The 22,078-nt window shown below is 44.2% G+C and carries 7 protein-coding genes; 2 read left to right on the top strand and 5 right to left on the bottom strand.

Annotated features, from left to right (window positions below; genetic code table 11):
• Positions 1–471 precede the first annotated feature (471 nt).
• The 5 genes from BM329_RS06025 to rtxH all read right to left on the bottom strand — a co-directional run bounded on the left by BM329_RS06025 (position 472) and on the right by rtxH (position 18,151).
• Positions 472–810 carry a hypothetical protein gene (locus BM329_RS06025; protein WP_092550282.1) on the bottom strand — a complete coding sequence of 113 codons (339 nt, stop codon included), beginning with the start codon at positions 808–810 and terminating at the stop codon, positions 472–474.
• 226 nt (positions 811–1,036) lie between these two features.
• Positions 1,037–2,038, bottom strand: a complete 1,002-nt coding sequence (locus BM329_RS06020; RefSeq protein WP_092550279.1) for a hypothetical protein — start codon at positions 2,036–2,038, stop codon at positions 1,037–1,039.
• A gap of 340 nt (positions 2,039–2,378) precedes the next feature.
• The gene (gene rtxA / locus BM329_RS15005; protein ID WP_245759022.1) at positions 2,379–17,249 is read right to left on the bottom strand and encodes an MARTX multifunctional-autoprocessing repeats-in-toxin holotoxin RtxA; all 14,871 of its coding nucleotides are present in this window, start codon (positions 17,247–17,249) and stop codon (positions 2,379–2,381) included.
• Between the two features lie 27 nt (positions 17,250–17,276).
• Positions 17,277–17,738 carry an RTX toxin-activating lysine-acyltransferase RtxC gene (gene rtxC / locus BM329_RS05990; protein ID WP_092550276.1) on the bottom strand — a complete coding sequence of 154 codons (462 nt, stop codon included), beginning with the start codon at positions 17,736–17,738 and terminating at the stop codon, positions 17,277–17,279.
• A 35-nt stretch (positions 17,739–17,773) separates the two neighbouring features.
• Complete coding sequence (gene rtxH / locus BM329_RS05985) at positions 17,774–18,151, bottom strand: protein RtxH (protein WP_092550273.1); 378 nt, start codon at positions 18,149–18,151, stop codon at positions 17,774–17,776.
• A gap of 439 nt (positions 18,152–18,590) precedes the next feature.
• Between rtxH and BM329_RS05980 the strand changes: the two genes are divergently transcribed.
• Both BM329_RS05980 and BM329_RS05975 read left to right on the top strand, forming a co-directional pair.
• Positions 18,591–20,696, top strand: a complete 2,106-nt coding sequence (locus BM329_RS05980) for a type I secretion system permease/ATPase (protein ID WP_092550270.1) — start codon at positions 18,591–18,593, stop codon at positions 20,694–20,696.
• 25 nt (positions 20,697–20,721) lie between these two features.
• Positions 20,722–22,077, top strand: coding sequence for an HlyD family type I secretion periplasmic adaptor subunit (locus tag BM329_RS05975; protein ID WP_177216199.1), 1,356 nt, complete (start codon positions 20,722–20,724; stop codon positions 22,075–22,077).
• Position 22,078 lies beyond the last annotated feature (1 nt).

Here is a 22,078-nt window from a genome sequence, read left to right as displayed (position 1 = left end):
AACACGAGATTACAAAACACCGAATGAGTTATTTAAAGGAATACCCACTCATTTACTTCGTCCATTACGGTGTTGCGCTTAATATGTGAATCCAAGAAACGTTTTTAATGCGAAATAAACCTTATCCACAGGCAATAAAAAATATATTATTCAAATAGTTACAAATAAACTTGAGTCACAGATATAAAATTAAAATTAGCGGATATTTATAATTTTCGAAGTTGACTTAAGGGAATACCTAATCAAGAGAATAGATGAAAAATCCTTTTTCGATTGAAACCCTTGTTCATTAAAAGCAATATTAGATGGAAAGTTTACGTCACGATGGCAACGCCGAAGCATAGATACCTATAAGGTAGATGATAAGAGCAGGCGGTTGGATCGGGATGGGATTTCATTTTATTTATAATTTAAAATCTCTCTATCACCACAATAATCAGCGCATTCAGAATAGAATGCGCTATAAATAGATTATAATTTACCGTCGGCCTTCATTTGTACCATACTTTTTATTGTCTCAGTATCCATTGGGGGAATGTTGTTAAACCAAAAATCATGAGTCGAAGGCATTCGGCTACTTTTTACAAATCTTTCAATAGAATAACATTCTTGCATATCTATCGAATCACCTCTGGATAATATTTCGTTCAATATCCTGGTGGTGATATCTCCGTTATCGGAATTTTCCCCGAGAGCACGACAAAGCTTGTCGTTGTTAAGTAATACAAGATGATCTGTTGGCACCCTTCCGGCAGAACATCCGGCAATCACAAACACAAATAGTAATAGTAATAGTAATTTTCTTATCATTTAGAACTAACCGGTAAAAATAAAGCGACAGTATATCCACGGACAAAGAAAAAAGACAGAATTCCAGGATGGAATAACAAGGCATACTCGCCAAAAGCAGTTGAACTGACACATAGCCATTTTCATCAGGACAGGAGCTTACTTTGCAGACAACAAAATAGCCGCATTCCCGTATTGCAGAGTAACGGTCACATCTTCTTATTTTATTTATTGTCTATCCTTATCCTTATTTTATCTTAACCTGATTACTAACAATAAAATAACCCGCAAATTCAGTATAGTCCCCACGTTCACATTTGTTAGGATCATATATAATTTTTCCTTTATCATCTCTTTTTCTGGCTGTTCCTTGGCCTGGTTTATGCCCCCAAAATTGAGAATGCTTACTACCCCTACCTACGACTAACCGATAAAAATGATAATCCCAAAAAATATTGTCAAGAATGACACTGGAAGTGGAAGGAATACAATAAAGAGCAATAACATAATTCGGAGTATTTTCTTGAATTTTATACTCTTCCAACGGAATTAACCCATCAGCAATAACGGCATCTATCAGAGAATAGATGGTTCTTTTATGTGGTTTACCAGAATACCGGCCAGGACTGGGGAAAGTTCCGGATGCATAATTACACGCGTAAGCATAGCAGTTATTATGTTCAATACGGCCGGGGACATTCCAGAACATTTTACTGAATAACCCAGTTTGAACAGAATATGAAATATTAGTAATTGGATTAACGAAATTAATATCGAGATTTCCCTTACTTCCTACATCATGTAAAAATTTACGTCTTCCTACTATTATATGGTTATCTTCATCTTCGATTAAGTCTTTATAAAACCACTCTGTATCTTTTTTAATAATTTCTGTTTCCTTAATATTATTTATCATCTTATTTAATTCATATTTCAGTAACTCATTTAAGTTCGAACTTTCAATCAATTCACAGGCAATATATTGACTTTCCCATAGATTTAACACATGCCCATCACATAGATAAAATGAATCAGGTATTCCATACTTAGCCGCTTCACCCACAGTTTCACCATCAAACTCAACAAGAACTCCAGAGAAACCTAGTTTATCTTTGTGATTTCCAATATTGATTCCTTTCATGAAACCATGAAAAATATACAATAATCTTTTTGATTCTTCACTATGAGTATCATATTTCCATTGATAATTTTCTTCCCCTGAAAACATTAATATTGTAACGAAAATCATATATACCACCTATATTTTTCCGTCATAACCCCGATAATTTATCTGTTTTTCCAGAATCACTACTCCTGTATGAATTTCTAATAACCATGAGTAGGCGATATTTTTTCTGGGCATCAAATTCATGAAGAACTAAACATGATTAAGCAACACGATACTTTTAAATTTAGTACAAATTAAAATATTTTTTTATAATTAATAATTTCATTAATTAATTTTTTATTCCAAATGGATATTTGAACTTATACTCAATCAATTCAGAATTGCATAAAAAAATGGCCCACTATTGTGAGCCATTTTCATTACATTTATTGGTTATTGCTGAAAAATCCTTTCCAGCTAATTATGCCAATTTGGATTTCCCATTTATTGTATCCGACCAGGCGGTTACGATGGTCGACTTCGTTTGGCTATCAAGCGAGTCAATGAACCCGCTGTCACCCATATTAGGCGCAAATCCACTCATGGCCTGCACCAAGGAATCTACTGCGTTGGTGGAAAGTGCCGTATATTTCCGCTCACCTTGCATATCCTTATCTCCCATTTGGGTGATGATATCTGCACGTTTGCCATTGAAGTAATCATTAAAGGTTACAGAACCCAGCGCTTCAAATTGACCCTGTACTGAGGTGTCTTTGATATCGCGATGGGTCAACAGCACCAAGTCGTAGCCACTGCGTTGGAACCACAGGTTTTGCCAGTTAATATCGTTGAAAATGATTTTGTCACCTTGTTTGATATCTTCAACCGTGTTGTCAATCACCTCTCCGCTGACCACAAAGCTATTGATGCCCGTGCCACCTTTGAAGCGATTCTGATATCCGCCCAATATCAGCAAGTCATCACCTGCACCACCGTTAAACTGACTGAACTTGGATACCACATCAGCGATCAGGTGATCGTTACCTGTTCCACCGTTGATTACCGCGTGATAACCCATCAGTTTGACGGAGTTATTGCCCGAATTGCCATCTATCCGGTTATAATTGCCGAATACGGTGGCAAAGTCGTTACCTGCTCCCAAATCAGCCTGATTGTTATTGCCAATGGTTACAACGTAATCCTGATCTTCTCCGGCATCAATGTGGTTAAAGTTGCCGGATGCAATGATATAGTCGCGTCCTTTGCCAGCATCAATCATACCACCTTCACCAAAAGCAAAAACCTGATCATCGCCATCATCCATGCTGGCATAGTTAATGCGTCCGGCCAAGACCGCAACATCATTGCCTGCCCCACCAAACATCCTGTTTTCGCGTCCCATCATCACGCCAACATCGTTGCCTTTACCCCCACCGAAGATATTTGAGGTTCCTACAGAATAGAAGACATCATCGCCCCGGCCGCCCCAGAAGTTGTTGTTGTCTCCCAGATAAGCACCGAGATCTTTACCGTCACCACCCCAGTTGAAATTGTAGTTTCCGAGGGAGACGTTGATGTCACCATCACCTTGCAGATGACCGCTATTGCGCAGGAAATCGAACGTTTTATCCTGTATGTTCAGCAAATCAGCTGTCAGGTTCTCTTTCAGGTTAGTCACCAGAGATTTCATCTCCGTTTGCTTATTCTTACTGAATAGCGTTGCAAACAGATTTGGCAGGTTCAGAGAGTTAAGTCCAAGAGTCCGGTCTGCCTGTAATTCTTCGGTTGTCAATACAGGTTTATTGTTTTCATTGATGGAAACATGCCCTGATTGCTTTTCATCAGGCGCTGCCGCTTTTAGTCCGTGGCTTTCAGTGAAAGATTTCACGCCGTCAGCTCCCATATTCAGACCTGCTTCCAAACTATTGAGCCATTTTTCCGGATCAGTGAAGGCTTTCAGTTGGTCGCTGCTGAATTCACCGATGATTTCCAGCATTTCACGCAGAATGGCAACGCCATCAACAGGCTGGCCTGAACGGGAAACAATACCGCCATTCGGGGTATAATCCACGCCGAAAATATCCGCCAGCGTCATATCAGCAGTGACACCCGCCAGATTGTCCAGCAGTTTGTTTTTGATCTGACGTGGTATATCTGTCGGGCTAAAGGTAAATGTCGTTTTTGCCATGCCCGTGGAGGTGTATTCCTGCGTCATCAGGCCGAACAGTGAACCCAGGTTGGTATCCAGAATCGACTGAATGTTGTCACCGAACATAAAGTTCCAGTTACCCGTCGTTACCTGAATATCAGCACCCTGCCCACCAACAGCAAAATTGAAGGCCAGTTTTTCATTCGCCCGACGGAGTTTATCTGCACGACTGGTTTTACCTATTTCAGGGGTATTACCACTTTCTCCCAACCACTGGTTGTATTTCTTGTTTAGTGTGCTTTCAATGTCGCTCTTCAAGCCACGGCTGCTGCGTTCATTTTGCGAGTCGAGATCAGTCAGGGTTTTATAATCCACACTGCTGGTCAAATCGAGACCAGACAGATCACTGACGTATTTCTTCGCACTCTCCAGTGTCCATTGCTGATTTTGGGCAGTCAGCCAATCCGGTGAGTCATATGAACCGGCAATGTTCTGCAATACCCCGGAAATACGGGCAGCACCATCAAATGGGTTCACCAACGGCGGTGTCGGAATGGATTTTTCCAACATCACAATCAGATCGTTACTGCGTCCCATATTGAAGCTGATATTCCGGTTGCCCACAAACAGTTGTGCGCCTTCCAATGCCTGATAACCCGCAATATTGACACTGTGTTTGCTGTCACTGTTGCCGACGTGAACCATTACGTTGTTGTCACCAAAGGCCAGAGACTTAAAGCCCCCTGTACCCACTTTGATACCTACGTTGGAGGTTCCCCAGTACACCGCGGTAAATTCACCGTTACCCACTTGTACATCAATATTGCCGGAATAACTCAACTGATTGTTTGATTCCGATGAAGCCGCTGGGCTATTTTCATCGTTTCGATTGCGTTTCTTCGGTGCATGGAATGTCTCCACGTTATCCGCAATAGCACCCTGCGCTTTTGCATCAACTTTGGTGTGCCCCACGCGAGACAAGGTGATCTCATTCTCAGAGATACCACGGCGAACACGCTCAGAGTTGCTTTCAACTTCGCCCTTGTCATTCCAGCCCAAGACGATTTTGTTATCCGTGAGCTTGTGTACCCACTGATCCTGGGCATTTTTCGTGTACTTATGACCAACGCTGTCTACCGCAACTTCATTGCTGCGTGCCGATACAGTGGTACGGATGCCTTGACTATCGAATGCGGAAATAAAGCGGCGGGCAAAACCATTGCGCTTGTCATCGCCAATCAAAGAGCAACCCACAAGGCTGATATGATCAGGCATACCGGCCTGTTTGAAATCAGTGCTGAACTGTTTCAGTCTCAGGGCCAGTTCATCCGCACTGTAGCCACTGATGCGTGTGTGGTTCTGTGCGGATTCCTCACGACCATGACCCACAATCTGCCAGCGCAATTTACCGGACTGTAATTTATCAGGGTCGCCATACACCACACGATACTTACCATTGGCATCAAGCTGAACAATCACGCTGGAATCCGGGTGTTTACCAGCCAGATTTGCGGCAGCCTTGGCGACAACCGGATCATTTTCCGTCTGGATAATAATCTGGCCGCTAAAGCGACTATCTCCACTTTCAGGCTGTGGTTTGACCGTAATATTTTCCCAAGAGCCAACATCGTGGTTATTAACAACCCGGTTAACACCTTCTGGGGTATTGCCCTTAAGCGGGGCTTTCACTTCATCGGTTATGCTTATATCGCCCGAAGCTTTAAGTGTTAATTTGTTGGTTTCCGGATGAGCAAATACATGATCGATATTCGACTGTACAAGGTGCGCAGCCTGTTTGAAATTGTTACTTTCAACTTCAACCAGTACTTTATCACCTTTCTCCGTTGTCACTTCCAACGTCACGGCATTATCACGGTAATCAACCACACGCCCTGTCACGTTTGAACCCAGTTTAAAGGTTTTACCCTGCTCTTTCAGCGCACGCAATACATACGGTTGTTCACCGGCACGCGCCTGTTTCCAGACACCGTCGTAATGGGTAATGGCACCATCTTCAAACATATTGTATTCAACATTGAAGCTTTGATTTTTCTCTTTGCTGGCCGCATATTTATAACCAAAGATGGATTTATGCCCTGTTATCATTCCCTTATGGAAAGAATCCATAAAGCCTTCAAAGTCTTTATAGTTATTAAATGACTTGATACCAAAGTTAGGATCATAGAATGACCAGACAGTTTGAGTTTCTCCCTTATTGACAACGACGGCCATTGCATGGTCTTTAGACATAAAGGATATATACGTCGTTTTATCCGCATCACGCAGTTGTCCCATTACGGATTCATAGCCAGCAACATCAGGATCCAACGCGTAGTTGATTCTTTTTCCCGTCAGTCCATTGGCTTTCAGTTTGCCGCTATAAGCTTCATAGGCTTTTTTCATGCCTGAAAAACCAGACATATTTTGCACTTGGCTATATTGAATCGACAATAGGTCCTGAATAGCCGGGCCGATATTCTGGCGGCGATACTGATTAAGCAAAGGGGCTTCAACCGAATTGATGTCGCTCTTTTTATACTCAGAATTGTCATTGTAGGCTTTGACTGCATCCGTCAACCACGACAGATATTCTTTGCCACCACCCAGCCCATTCACGCGCTCTTCTATCATGTAACGGGCAGACAAGGCAAAACAGACACCTTCCAAGAATTCTTTTGGATCAAAATCATCCCCTTTAGTCACGAGGACATTGCCAACTTCTGGTACAAGTTTCTCAAGATTATTTAATAGTGAATCGCTCTGATCGAAATGGAATGAGTATTGCTTCAGCTCTTTTTTACCTGATTTCTTATCAAAGAGAGCATTATCCAATTTTTCCAGCAATCCTGCTTTCACACGGTCTTTTTCATTAGAATGATCCAGCGCTTCCAGATCTTCACCGACAACTCGATTCGGCTTATAAAGATTTTTTTCAAGCTGCGGTACATCGTCATAATGCTTGCGCAGACTGGTATCATCCGCCTGAGCCGTGAAACGGTTATTTGCATCCACTTTAAGGGCCGGTAGACCAAGACGATGAGTCATGCCAGGTACAAAATGATCAATACCTTCATGGGATTGCAGATGGGCGTCACCATAAATGGCAACAAATTTCTCTCCCTCAGCTAATTGTCCCAAACGCTTAACCGCCACATTATTAGCCGCACCAGCACGATACATCAGGCCATGTTGTGATCCTTCTATTACCGGACGAGTTGTGCTGTTGTCATCCAATGCAATGATTTTGATCCTCTTACTTTTGGCCTGCTTAAATAAGTCAACAGGCAAATGTTTGGTCTCAATCATAGCGGTCAGCTCAGCGGGCATATCTCCACCGGCCAAGAACTTATCTATCAACGGCTGAGCCAAATCCGAACGCAAATGCTCCAATCCAATAACGGTTACTCCATGAGCTTTCAATGCATCCATCTGCTCATTAACAAAACGCAATCCATTAAGATCTGAACCATGACTCTCACCGATCAGCAATCCTTGACGATCCTTAAGTAGCAACGACAACTGGCTATTCAGATCTGTCCCGTCACTAAGCTGACGATTGAGTTGTGTCAGTGCGTTTGAGGAATATTGTTTGTCCCAAGCTGCGATATCTGTCTGATGGGAGCTGTGATATATCGCTTCTATCTGTGCCAGCCTACCCTGTTCCAACTGTACTAAGTAGGCAGGATTAGCAAACCGATTAAGTAAAATCGCTTCGTGTGAACCGGCGAAATTTGGATCCGCTTGTTTAGCGACTTCCTTAAGGAAATAGACCGCCATCTTCATATCTTCAGATCCGGTCATATCTAGCAGTTCATTATAACTGTAGCCAAGATGAACCCGTTTATTCTGCTCATCTATCCGGGCATTAATCAGCAATCCCTTATCTTGAGCTTTACTCAGGCATTGTTTGAAATCATCAAACTGATCACCCAAGTCCACATGGAATTTAGGATTAAAAGCGAGATCAGCGGGAATTTCCCCTTGATAACCTAGCTTAGCAGCAAGATAAGGATCTTCCTTCACCCAACGCACCATCAGATCTGTCAGTCCTGGTGTATTCCCACGGGCTTCATTACGGGCAATTTGGTAGATTCGCAATGCCATTTCAGGTCGAGTTTGGGCGATCTCCAGCAACGGGCTACGTACTTCCTGTAATGTACCTCTAAACATAATATCTCCCAGTTGCGTCTGTACGCCACTCAAAGCAGTATTGCGTTTAGAATCAGGATGTGCATCAAGGTAACGGGTAATACGTTGATACAGTTCGAATCCTGCTGATAACTGCTCGTTTCCAGTCAGGTTATGAATATGGTCAAGTTTATCAAGAATTGCCTGATAAGCAGGACCAATCGGTTTGGCAAAAACTGAGGCTTTTTTACGTAAGCCATCCTTAGTAATAAGTTCATTCAGCGATGGAGTGCCATCATTCTCCGCGATGACCGTTTCTAGTGTCTTATTCTTACCCGATAACGCGGCTAACTCCTCCACAGGAGAGTAGTGTTGTTTTTTTGCTACCGTTTCAAGCTGCACTTCTTGTAATTTTTGCGCAAAATTAAATAATTCAGTTGGTGTCCAAACCCCAAATTTTGGCCGCCATGTATGGCCGATAACTTTATCAGCGCCCCCTGCCTTGAGCACTTTGGCTACGATACTTGAACAGTTGCCATTTAACAGCTGGTAACGTGCATCTGGATTCTGGCGGCTTTTCTGCCATTCCGCCTGCATTGCCGCCACATCTAATCCAGCCAGATTGATACGGAAGACCCTCCCCTTATCGGCTTCACTGGATTTGAAATCCAGAATGTTATTTACTTCACGTTTTACGAATTCACGAATAACTTTAGCAATGCGTTTTTCTATTAGTTCAGGAGAATGTTGTTGTTTCGCAGCAGTACGCAGTGCTTCAGCAAATTCTTTGCCTAATTCAAACACGTCAGCGTTGCTGGCTTTCATCTTTTCAACGAAAGGTTGGTAAATATGCTTCGGTATCTCCGCATATTGCAGAAAATGACCATTCGCAAGCGCCATTATGGCGAAAGTTTCGCTAATATCCGCGAATTTTGCATCAACGCCTTTAGCAGACTGAAGTTTTTCAATAAATTTCTTCAACTTACGTTTACCATCGTGCAAACCAAAGCCATCATTTTCTTCAGAAGCGACATCATGTTTCAGCGCTATACTTGGGTAGGCTGGCTGGCTGAGGTCACGCCAGCGTATTCTTATATCTGGATATGCCTCTGAGGACACATCAAAAATACTGTTAAGATCGGTTGATTTGCCACCTTTCGGCCACCAACTGACGTAATTTTTCTCATTGAAATCGCCTGCGTCTTCTGCACTGATTTGAATACGACCTTGCCCAATTTGCAGGGCAGCATGTCCCAGTCGACTGTGATCACTCGGTTTCCAGACAAACAGTGTTGCACTGACCGGAGATAAATGTTGCTCAATCGCCTGATGTACCTTTTTCAGCCCTGAGACATCAATTCCCTTGCCATCTTTCGCCAGATCAGAAGATTGCAGGTTTGCGAAAACCGTATCCGCCACTGATTGACCATATTCTTTGGTCACATCAGCTTTAATCTGCTCAACGGCTTTTTCTGCACTTTCCGCTTTCATGGCAGTCTGGATATTGGATTTGCCGCGGATAACAAAGTCTCCCTGTTCATCCAGATAAAGATGTTCGGAATCCTGGAGGTTGGCGTTACCCAGTTTGTTGTAGAACTCGCTGAAACTGCCTTTGCCTGCGCTTCTCAGTGTCGGTTCCGCCAGTATCAGGGATTCTTCCATCCGCACATTGATCTGCGACAGCAGTTTTTTCATGGCCGGTATACGCTCAGAGTCAGGATGCCCCAACAGATAGCCTTCAACTTGCTGGTGCAAATTGATTAGTTTTTCCACGGACTCTGAGTCATAATCATCATTGTCGTTTTGCAGGAGATGTTCTTCATAGCTTCTGAGTGCATCCAGTACATTCCGGTAACTATCACCACGGATTTTGCCTTTGACGTTAGCCTCTTCCTGAAACTGACTGGCTGACATCAGGTCAGTGTTCGGTTTATAGTTCCAGCTCCCTTCCACTTTTTCCGCAAGAATGCGGGTACGTCCTTGATCAAAAGAGATAATCTGATCTTTTACCCAATACAGTGCCTCCGGCAATTTCCCGTACTCTTTATAGTTGGCGAGAATGAAAAGCTCAAGGGCTTTGATTTGTGTGTAATCTTTTGGATTCTCGACGAAAATAATTTTGAAATCATCGCCGTTATTACGCAGCCACGGACGGACTTCAAAGCCTGAAAAATCCTTTGATTTACGCACCTGCAAATTGCGCTCTTCACGCAGATTATAAAATGGCAATTCAGCCGCAGATATCAGCTCAGCTTTCGGTTTATAGATCCAGCTACCTTCTACTTTTTGCGCCACAATATGGGCACGTCTCTGATCGTGGGAAACAATGCGATCGTCCACCAGATTCAACGCATCGGGTAGTTGGTTGTAATTGTCATAGTTGGCAAGGATAAAGCGTTCAATGGATTTGATTTGAGCCAATCCTTCGTAGCCTTCCACAATGATTTTTTTGAACGCACTGCCGTTATTACCCGGCCACGGACGGACTTCAAAGACTAAATCACTCTTTAATTTATTCACCCACAATTTACGCACCAGCAAATTGCGTTCTTCACGCAGAACATAGAATGGCAAAGCCTGATTCAACATGTTGTCAATAGCGCTGAGTTTGATGTCAACATCCACCGGGGTATTCGATTGATATCCTGTCGGATCCAATTCCTGCAGTCTTTCCTGTTCTTCAGGAGGGAGAAAATCAAAACGCACCTTCACAGAAACACCCACACCCGTCAGCTTGCGGCCAATGGATTCAGATGATACGCCTTGGTATTCACTGGCAGGTTTATCCAGCAGGCGGATTTCCCCCACCAGCCCTTCACGTTGCAATTGACGCAATACTGGCAGTTCAACATTCCAGAAGTAGTTGCCAAGACGAATACCACCTTCCGACATGACATATACATCATTACGTGCTCCAGTCGCATAGAGTGAACTCCAGAATCCAGTATTGCTATATGCGGAAGCCCTGACAACGGATTGCAAGTTATGTTTTTTAGACGTATCGGACTCAATACCCCAACTTATCAGTCTCCTGTTCAGTTGAAGGGCAAAAGCGTTACCTTTTATATTAGTATCGTAAACTACTTTCTTGCCGTCGGGATTTGATGAATCCAGAGCTTCACGGTAAAATTTGCGGTTTTTACCTGACCAGAACGACACAATGCTTTTGTCACCATACGCAGGTTCAAAACTATAGCCGTAGCGATCCAACATTGAAATAAACTCAACACGCTTATTCCAGTCATAGTCAATCGTGGCATTGACGAACAATTCTGCCAACGAGGCAACCTGTTCTTTCGGTACACTGTTTTTATTTTTCGGATTGTTAATATATTCCTTAATATTATCAATCATTTCCTGCCTGACATCATTCGAAATGTCTGTATCAATGCGATCAAATCCCGGCACAGGGATATATTTATCGATTGCAATGCCGTTGTCTTTATTCCAGCTATGGCCTTTATCCAGCCAATGGTAGATATCTGCCACTTTCTGCGCTCTTGCTCTTAAGCGGGAGGAAGAGTCCGTTTCTGACATATCGCTCGCTTCTGACTGACCATGTGGTTTGCCCAGTGCTTTCAGTCCACTGAGATCCAATCCTGAAATTTTTGGTGTGTTTCCGATCCATTCAGTCACGACATCAGCGGGCTGGCTAATCGGCTGATGCAGTGACATTTCGCTATGGTCAGATGTCAGTATAGATTTCTTAACCCGTATTCCCGCATTGATCTGTAAACGATCCAGCGCTTTTTTTGCATCGGCAAGTTCGTTCAGATCTTCATCCAAATATTGCAATTCTTCACTGAATCCACCATCAGCCTGAACGGTCGATTCAGGATTGATGCTACTCTTGGATTGTTCTGCTTTTTCAATGTGTTCAGAGTAATTAGATTCATAAGCGTTACCTGACAGGCCGCTGCCGGTTGCACCTGTGCGCTTTGGCTTATAGCTGCCATCAAGTTTGGAATTTTTGGCATCATTTTGTACTTGCGCGGTTTTACTGTCTGCCGCAGAAGCCTCATTTTGACCACGCTGTTCTGCCTTCAGCGCCGCCGATTTGCCATCACTTCCCGCCTGATTAGCCCGTTGCTCATAGCTTAAGGCTTCTTTTCTCCGGTTTTCGGCCTGGAGGCGAGCATTTTCAACATCCTGTTTGGCATGTTGACGGTTTTGTTCAGCGTTAAGTGCACCAACTTCTGATTTGGCAACCGCATCCTTGATATCGCCAAGACGCCCCGCTGCCGCTTTTTGTGCGTTATCTAATTGGTTCCGTGCAGTCTCGTCTGCTTTGTCCAATTCGGTCTGAACATGTCCCAACAATCCACTGGCAAACTGATCACGATACTGTTCACCGGATTCCCCATGATAGATGGCATGGCTGTTCAGCTCTTCCAATCCTTTGACTTTTGCCTGCAATTCATCGATCGCTGCCTGAGCTTCACCCTGGATCGCATTACGCTGGGTCTGTCCGTTAGCGTTCAGTGCATCCAGATCGGTGTTTTCCAGTTGTGCTTGTGTAGCAGAGATAGCCGCAAGTTGTTTATCTTTTTCCTGCTCCAGATGTTGGCGATCAGCTTCTGCTTTTTCTTTATCCTGCAAGGCATTCTGCGCGGCTTTATCTTGCTTCATATGATCAGCAATACCGCTGTCCGATAATTCAGATTTTGCAACAATGTTATCCAGAATGTAACCAAAACCATCACTCTCGCCAGTACCTTTAAACTCCAATCGGTTGCTGCCCGCCTTTGCCGTCAGAGTCATTGTATGGTATTTCCATTCGGTTTTACCCGCATGAACCGAGAATACCACCTGATTGTTCCATAGCACTTCCATGCCATTATCAACGGAACTCTCGGCACGCCTTGCAAAGTCAAAGCTGAGTTTGATGGATTCACCCGCAGTGAGATCACGAATATCCTGATAAATACTGGTATTATTCTGAACATCAAGCTCACTGACATTCTCACCATGTCCTTCAACACTGAGACCGTATGCCTTAGCTGAATGGTTGGCTTCAATGTCGTTGGTGTGCAGCCATCCCTTGTCCCCTTGTTCAAAATCACCATTGATGATCAAGTTACGTGACTGATTTGGATTCAGGTTTTTTTCATTGCCGAGTGCATGCTCGATACTACCAATATCTGGGGCATCAACACCTGTCACAGAACCTTTCAGGCTGTCCTTCAAATCAGAAGTCACTTCATCGATTTCAGTGAGTTTAAAGCCATTCAAAGAAGAGACTTCTGGCAGATCAATCGCGCCACGTCCCTTATGGGTTCCTGATGTGTTGGCTTCATCGCCATTCACCAGGTAATTGATAGCCTGACTGCCTGCAACCCCCAGTAATGTCTGTTTTATGTTGCTGAACAGCGCACCCAGTTTATTGCTCTGAGTATTGCTTTCCGCCACAGCAAGGCTATAGAAATCACCGTTACCCACCTGAATTGCCACGTTGTTGCGGGCATAAGAGGCGTTGATGTTCAGGCCGTCACCTACATGGATATTGGCATTGCCCTTGCCTTTCATAACAGAAACATTCAGTCCGTCACCCACTTTGGTATTGACGTTGAATTTACCCCACGCCACATTGACGGAAATACCATCTCCGACTTTAGTATTGATATTCAGGTCGCCATGAGCAGCCGTCGCACTCAAGCCATCACCGACTGTAGTCGTGATGTTGCCTTTACCTTTGGCGGCAGTGACTTGCATACCGTCACCCACTTTGGTGACCACATTGCCCTGACTCCATAGCGCGTTAAAGCTGTCACCATCACCGATTTGGGTCACAATATTGGCATCCCCTTTGGCGAGAACCACATTGCGGCCATCACCCACTTTGGTGATCGCGTTGGCCTTGCCCCAGGCGCCGGTGTAATCATCGCCATCGCCCACATGGGTCACGATATTGGCTTGCCCCTGAACGACTGTCACTTCCTGACCATCACCCACTTTGGTAATGATATTCACATCACCTTTGGCAAAGTTATAACGATCACCATCACCCATATGCGTCATGATGTTAGCCTTGCCCCAAGCGGCATTAACGCCTAATCCATCACCGACTTTGGTAATGATGTTGGCATCCCCTTTGGCAAACCCGACCGTCGTGCCGTCACCCACATGAGTCATGATGTTGCCGATTTTGGAAATCAATAAACCGACCGTGGTTCCATCGCCTACTTTAGTCAGGATATTGCCTTTGCCTAACAATAAAGCCGCTGTCGTGCCATTGCCGACATGAGTGACGAGGTTGGCTTCAGAAGCTGCCACAATGCCCATGAAATCATTACCGACTTTCGTCACAATATTGGCTTTGCCTAACGCCAATACGCCTGTCAGACCATCACCCACGTGAGTCATGATATTGGCTTCACCGAACATGGCAGCCAGCGTTGTACCATCACCCACTTTTGTCATGATGTTGGCTGAGCCGCCAAATAAACCGATGCTGGTTCCTTTTCCGACATGGGTATAAATGTTGGCTTTACCTATCATCAAGGCAGCCGTCAGGTCATCGCCGACTTTGGTCAGCACATTGGCCCCGCCAATCATGGCGGCAAACGTGGAACCATGACCAATCTGGGTAAAGATATTGCCTTTGCCAATCATGGCAGACAACACATCACCGTTACCGACTTTAGTGGCAATATTGCCTTTGGCGATCATCAGGGCAACACTCATGCCATCACCAATATGTGTGAACACATTGCCGAGTGCTAGCATCAGTGCCAGAGCATCACCGTTACCGACTTTAGTAAAGACATTGCCTGCACCACCCATCAGCGCCCAGGCATTCCCTTCACCCACATGGGTGAAAATATTACCGACTCCAATCATGGCAGCAATCGTTGTATCATTACCGACTTTGGTGAAAATGTTCCCCGCAGAAACCATGATGCCCAGTGTTTGGCCGTTACCGACATGGGTCAGAATATTTCCCAGGCCAAACATAATGCCTGTGGTATCACCGTTGCCGACTTTAGTCAGAATATTCGCGCCACCCAGCATGATACCGGTGGTTTTGCCTTCACCAACATGAGTCAGAACATTCGCGCCCCCAGCCATGATGGACAACACATCGCCCTTGCCTTTTTTAGTCAGAACATTGGTACCGCCCAGTGCGATGGCTTTCGTATCGGAAGTCTCATGTTCGTTGCTGATATGGGTGATCACATTGGCACCGCCAAACATGGCGGATTCCAGATTGCCTTCACCCACCTTGGTCAGAACGTTTACCCCGCCAACCAGTATTGAGGAAACATTGCCGTTCCCCATTTGGGTCAGAACATTCGCACCACCGACACCAGACCAGAAGGCATCACCATTACCAATCTGTGTATGGGTATTGAAACCACCGCCCATAGAGATGCGGCTGTTACCATGACCTTTGTGAATAGATATATTGCCGACGGCCAGAAGATGGGCAAGATAGCGACCATCTCCAATGCGGACCAGCACGTTTGCTGCACCGCCCGCATTGACATTCATGTCACCGCGCTGGCTTTGGTGAAGCAGTACGTTAGCAATACCGACACCATCGAAGCTCAGGTTTCCTTCTTTACCTTTTTTGATGATGACGTTTGCACCACCAGCGCCGTTGAATTTTGTATTGCCAAACACAGAACTATGTTCAATGATGTTGGCAATACCCGCACCATTAAAGTACACATTGCCGCGTGTTACGTTGGATTGAATAACGTTGCCGCCACCCGCTCCGTTAAAATGAACATCACCGGAACTTTCTTTATTGCCACCTTCCGCAGACCCAAATAAATCTGATTCGCTGTATTCGTGCATATTGGCAACACGCGCAGAAGCAGAAAGAACCACATTGGTACTGTAATGAAGGTCACTCAGCGAATAGCTGCCGGTTCCCATATCGTGGTAGCCATTGCTGTAAGAAATAACTTCATTCGCCAGATTAGCCGTGTGATCCCCCTCCTTATACCAATGACGTGCAAGGTATTGCAGCACGCCGGTCTTGGGATCGTTTCTCAGCTCAACCACAACGATTTTTGTATGTATGCCCAGTTTCTTAGCGTACACATAAGTATTCGGCATCATACGATTGGATTTCACCGCTTGTACATCGACGGTTGTCCCATCCCTGTATATCGCATCGCCGCCCATTTTGGCATCTGACAACGTGATATCCGATGCTTTAACCAAGGCACCATCGCCATAAGTTACCCAAGCATTCTCTGTTAGTTTTTTCTCAACAGCATGTTGCGTAACAGCTTGTTGACGTTCAACATTCAGATTTGACAGGGTATAGGCACCATCTTGATTGACGGCCACAAAACCGCCCTGACCAGAAATATCCTGTTTTTCTAGGTCATTGAGGTGCTTACCCGCTTTATACCAAGAGGTGGTGTAATATTTTAATCGGCCTGTTTCCGGATCATTGCGAAGCTGGACTTTATTGATTTTGGTATGATCATTATCCGCAAATGCAAACAGATAGGTGTTCGGCTCCTGTGCCGATTTAATACCGCTTACCTGATGGTCGCTTCCAATCCATGAACCATTCATGGTCGCTTCTCTCAGTATGATCTCTTCAGCTTTGGCGTATTCTAGCCCTTTCCCACTGAAGTCATTGCCGGCTCCCTTGCGGGTAATTTTGTTATAGCCACCGGCTCCCGTGAAATGGATATCGCCATGTGTAACATCAGAGTACAGGCTGTTATAAAAACCCCCACCTTCAAACCGAATATCACCCTGTACGCCTTTGCGCACAATGTTGTTGTATCCGGATCCCCCTGTATAATCGATGTTACCGTTATCACCTGTGTGATTGATCTCCAACCCACCGGCAGCACCGGTAAATTCTACGGAGCCATTATGCGTTTTATTAACGAAGAGATACCCTGCTCCCCCCTCAATCGTGTCATTTCCCCACGTTGTATTGACTGTTGCGCTAAGACTGGCGATAACAATGTGATCATTCCCGCCATAAGCGTTAATAACTCCGCCCATGTAGAGATTGATAGCAGTTATGTCGTTTCCATCGTTATCATCTTCATATTTACCCGTAAAGAAGTATTCCGCACTACGGTTAGATGATTTCCCCATAAATAATCCTGGTGTTAGATAAAAAAATTAAACTGAGAACCACTGTACTTTGCGGATACAGTGGTCATTTTGAACATCCAGAGTTCCCCTGACTGTGCAGGCTTTTTGCCCTTTCCATGCTGCAAAGACACGCCGGCGAAGATCACAGGCAATGGCACGAGCATGTCCGAAAGGGGCAATCATCTCTGGAAAAAAGATATGCTGACCGGAACGCCAGTCTTCTAGTGATATTTCTCGCTCTCCGGCAAGAATTACGTCCCGGCTACGGTCAGATAAAAAAGCCCAATTACAAAAAGCAACTGGGCGTTGATGTTTATCTTCGTAATAGCAAAACTGATTAAACTGGAACGACGGCAAGATACGCTGTTGCCACTCTGCAACTAAGTAGCGTCGGTGCAAAGGGGAGTGCTGACAAAGCAACATCACCCCACCAATCATTGCCTGTATCTCAGCAGTACTCAGTGTTGCTGGTTGATGTGTAATCATCATAGGTTAGCAACTACCTGATAAGCGTTCTACTGATATTATTTTAATGTTTCAGAATTGCGGGTTACGCGTTTTTTAGGCTCAATGGTTTCTGCAACAACAGGTTCTGCCGCAACAGGTGCTTCTCCTTCATTTATCTCAGGATTTAGTTCAGGCACAGGTAAAAAACCAGCGGCGATCAGCTTATTGATTTCAGCTTCCATTCTTGGATCTTCAAACATATTTTTCACCATGGAAACCATATACATAAAACCGGACGCAGGCATGTGAATAACTTGTTTCAGTTGTAATTCCTGATCGCTTTCTGCCAGTGTGCCATTGGCCATTCGATTAGGTTCTTGTCCAACAAAATAAAGAGAGAAAATCCCTTTATTGTAATTAACACTTGAAATGGTTTGTACGAATTTCTCAGACATATTGTTATCCATTAAATAAACATTAATATGATGTTAAATTATCATTAAATTATCATTAAATTAATTAAATAATAAACGAATCCCATATTTATTATATTATGGTTTCATTTATTATTTAACTTTATTGTTACAATTTCCTAAGCAGAATAAGCTAAATCAAAAGCAAAATGGTAAGTAAAATATACGCTGATAAATAAAATGATCTGCAGACTACTTTGAACGAAAATATATCTATTCACCTGATAAGATCAAGATATAAAGTGCAAAATGTCTGTTTAACCACTGCATTTTGTCCTAATGACCAACACTCATAAACTCCTTGATAACAGATAATGTATTTCGCAGAATTTATTTAACTCATTTAAAAAAAAGCTATAATCCTTTTCAGGTTATCTCCCTAAACGGAGATCCGATTGTTATTAAAAATAGATTGCCTTTAATGAATAAAATAGAAAGAAAAACAATATCATTGATTAAATTAATTATAATGATTTCTAATCTAAGCTATGCTGACACACACAATAAAATCTTAAGTGATAATGATGATTATATTTCTGCCTTAAACAAAATACAAAAAGAATACCATATTAAAATTAAAAATAAATATTCTATAAATAAGAAGTTAGAAGCCATTTCGCTACCGGCCATTTTATTCGACAGTGATGGTCAGCCTTTCATTTTGGCAAAATATGATGAACGATGTGTACTGATCCAAAAACCTTACCACGAAAAACCAGAGATCTTAAATAAAGAAAAATTTATCAATCTATGGAGTGGCAGGTGGATGAAAATAAAACAAAAAAGTAACCAATTTAATATTAGTTGGTTTATTCCTGAATTTGTCAGACAAAAGAAAAACCTCACGGAGATACTCCTGTTCTCTTTCGTTCTCCAGATTCTGGCACTGATTTCTCCTCTGGTGGTGCAAGTGGTTATGGACAAGGTTCTCGTCCATCAGGCATTTTCTACACTGGATGTACTGATCTTTGGGCTGGTGGTTGCCGGGTTGATTGAAGTGATCCTTCAGGGGCTGCGCGAATACCAGTATGCCCACACCGCCAACCGGATTGATATAAAACTGGGATTGAAACTGGTTCAGCATCTGTTCGGCCTGCCATTACTGTTTTTCAAAACCCGTCAAGTGGGAGCAATTGTGACGCGGATACGGGAACTGGAAACCGTTCGGGAGTTTTTAACCGGCTCCATGTTCACACTGTGTATTGATGTGTTGTTCATGTTTGTCTTTATCTACGTCATGAGCCTGCTGTCCGGTATGCTGACCTTGCTTTTTCTGCTGACCATACCTGCTTATGCTCTGCTTGCGTGGTGGGTTACTCCCAAAATCGAAAAGGCGGTGGAAAAACAGTTCACTCATGCAGCGATTAATACTTCTTTCCTGACCGAAACCGTCGCGGGTGCCGAGACGTTAAAAAGCCTTGCCGCTGAGCCTCGTTTTATTCGTCGCTGGGATAGCCAGACTGAAAAGATGGTCAGCACCAGCTATGATGTACAGCAATGGGATAATCGCTCTGGTCATATTGTGATGATGTTACAAAAAGTCACCAGTGCCGTGATTATCTGGCTTGGCGCTTCAGAAGTTCTTTCCCTGCATATGACCATCGGTCAGCTGATCGCTTTCAATATGATGGTAAGCCATACCCAACAACCATTGTCGAAACTGGTGCAGCTCTGGGGGCAATTTATCCGTTCTCGCATCGCCATTGATAAGCTGGGGGATATGCTGAACCTGCCAACAGAATATCAAGCAGGAAATGAACAGGTTAAATTACAGGGAGCCATTTCATTCTCTGATATTGTCTTCCGCTATCAGCCCGATTTACCCCCCACTATTCACCATTTCACGCTGAATATCCGGGCGGGTGAAACCGTGGGTATTGTGGGAACCTCCGGCTCAGGTAAAAGTACTCTTGCACGTTTGCTGCTGCGGCTTTATGCCCCGGAAAGTGGAGCCATCATGTTGGATGGCATTCCTTTACAGAATCTTAATATTGAATCTATCCGGCAGCAGATCGGTATCGTGCTGCAAGAAAATTTTCTGTTCAATAAAACTGTGTATGAGAATTTATCGCAATCATGCCCTGATGTCCCGTTGTCCGCAGTGATTGAGACTACAAAGCTGGCGGGCGCCCACGATTTTATTCTCAAGCTGCCAATGGGCTATGACACGGTGATCGCTGAAGGCGGTCAATCCTTATCAGGCGGTCAGCGGCAACGTCTGGCCATTGCCAGGACGCTGCTGTCAGATCCAAAAATCCTGATCCTTGATGAAGCCACCAGCGCACTGGATGACGAATCACAGGCCGTTATTCAATCCAATATGGCGGATATTTCCCAGGGCCGGACAGTTATCACCATTGCACACCGACTCTCCACGGTACGTCAATGTGACCGGATTATTGTCTTGCACCAAGGCCAAATCATTGAACAAGGCAGCCATGAACAACTTCTGCAACAGGGCAAGCACTACCGGAAACTTTGGCAACTACAACAAGAACTAAAGCAAGAGGAACCTTCCCATGCTTAAAGTGATTTTTACGAAGGCGATTTCCATGCCTAAAGCTATTTCACTCAAAGCAATGGAAAGGTTACGCGCCCCTTCGCCCGATTATGATTTTTTTCCGACGCACTTGGCGTTATCACAACGCCCGCCTTCCCCGTTTGCCCGTTATACGGCGATAACCCTGAGCATTGGAGTTCTGGTTGCCCTACTCTGGGCCTGTCTGGGGAAATTAGATGTACAGGCCACCGCAACCGGACAACTGATTGTCTCCGGCCGTTCCCAAATCATTCAGGCTTATGAGCAGAGCCGCATTATTGCCATTCATGTGGGAAATGGGCAGCACATTGAGAAAGGTGCGCCGTTGATTACACTCCATACACTGGGAGTTAATCAAGATATTGCCCGTCTGATCGAACAACGTGATTATCTGACAGAAGAAGAGATTCGCTATCAGGCCCTGCTCGGAAAACATGATCCCAAATCCCTGCCACTTTTCCAGCAACAACCTGAGGGCAAACAGGCAAAGATTCTGAAGCATTATCAACACGAAAAGCAGGAATTCGATTCAAGCATCACCAATATCTACGCAGAAATGGAGGTCAATGTCACTCATCAGAAAGCGCGGGATAGTGATATTCAGTCATTGAGCCATCTGCGCGAAAACATCAGCCAGCGTTTACAGGCGCGAAAAACCTTGAGCCAAAAGCAGGTCATCAGCAAGGTGGAATATCTGGAACAAGAGAAGGAATTTCTGGAAACAGAAAGGCTGATCGCCCAGCAAAAATCTGAGCTGAGTATTCTAATTACTCAATACAAAAGTCTGGAAGCACGTTTAAAAAGCGTAAAAGTACAAAAAGAGCGGGAATGGTTTGAAAAAAGAAAACAGGCCGAAATGCAATTGGCTGTACTGAAACAGGAAATGTCCAAAGTACAGGAGCGGGAAGAACTGGAGATTGTACGTTCTCCTGTAACCGGCACAGTCCAGCAATTGAGTGTCCATACTCTCGGTGCAGTTCTACAGCCTGCCCAGAATTTGATGGTGATTGTGCCGGATGATCATGTCCAGCTTGCTGAAGTCCAGATCCTGAACAAAGATGTTGGTTTTGTCCGCCCCGGGCAACATGTTACGGTCAAAGTCGATGCTTTCCCTTATACCCGCTATGGCACAATTGAAGGGGAGTTATTGAGCATTTCACGGGATTCCACCACGCATGAGCAATTGGGACTGGTTTTCCCTGCCCAAATCAGCCTCAGGCAGAACAATATTATGGTGGATGGAAAACCAGTCGAAATCACGGCAGGTATGTCCATCGTTGCGGAAATCAAAACGGATCAGCGGCGAGTTATTGATTATCTGCTCAGCCCGATTCAGGAATATCAATCTGAAGCATTGAGGGAAAAATAAT

Origin of the sequence: Xenorhabdus koppenhoeferi (assembly GCF_900116635.1) — a bacterium.
Taxonomy (GTDB): Bacteria; Pseudomonadota; Gammaproteobacteria; order Enterobacterales; family Enterobacteriaceae; genus Xenorhabdus; species Xenorhabdus koppenhoeferi.
This window is presented reverse-complemented; position numbering and strand designations above follow the sequence as displayed.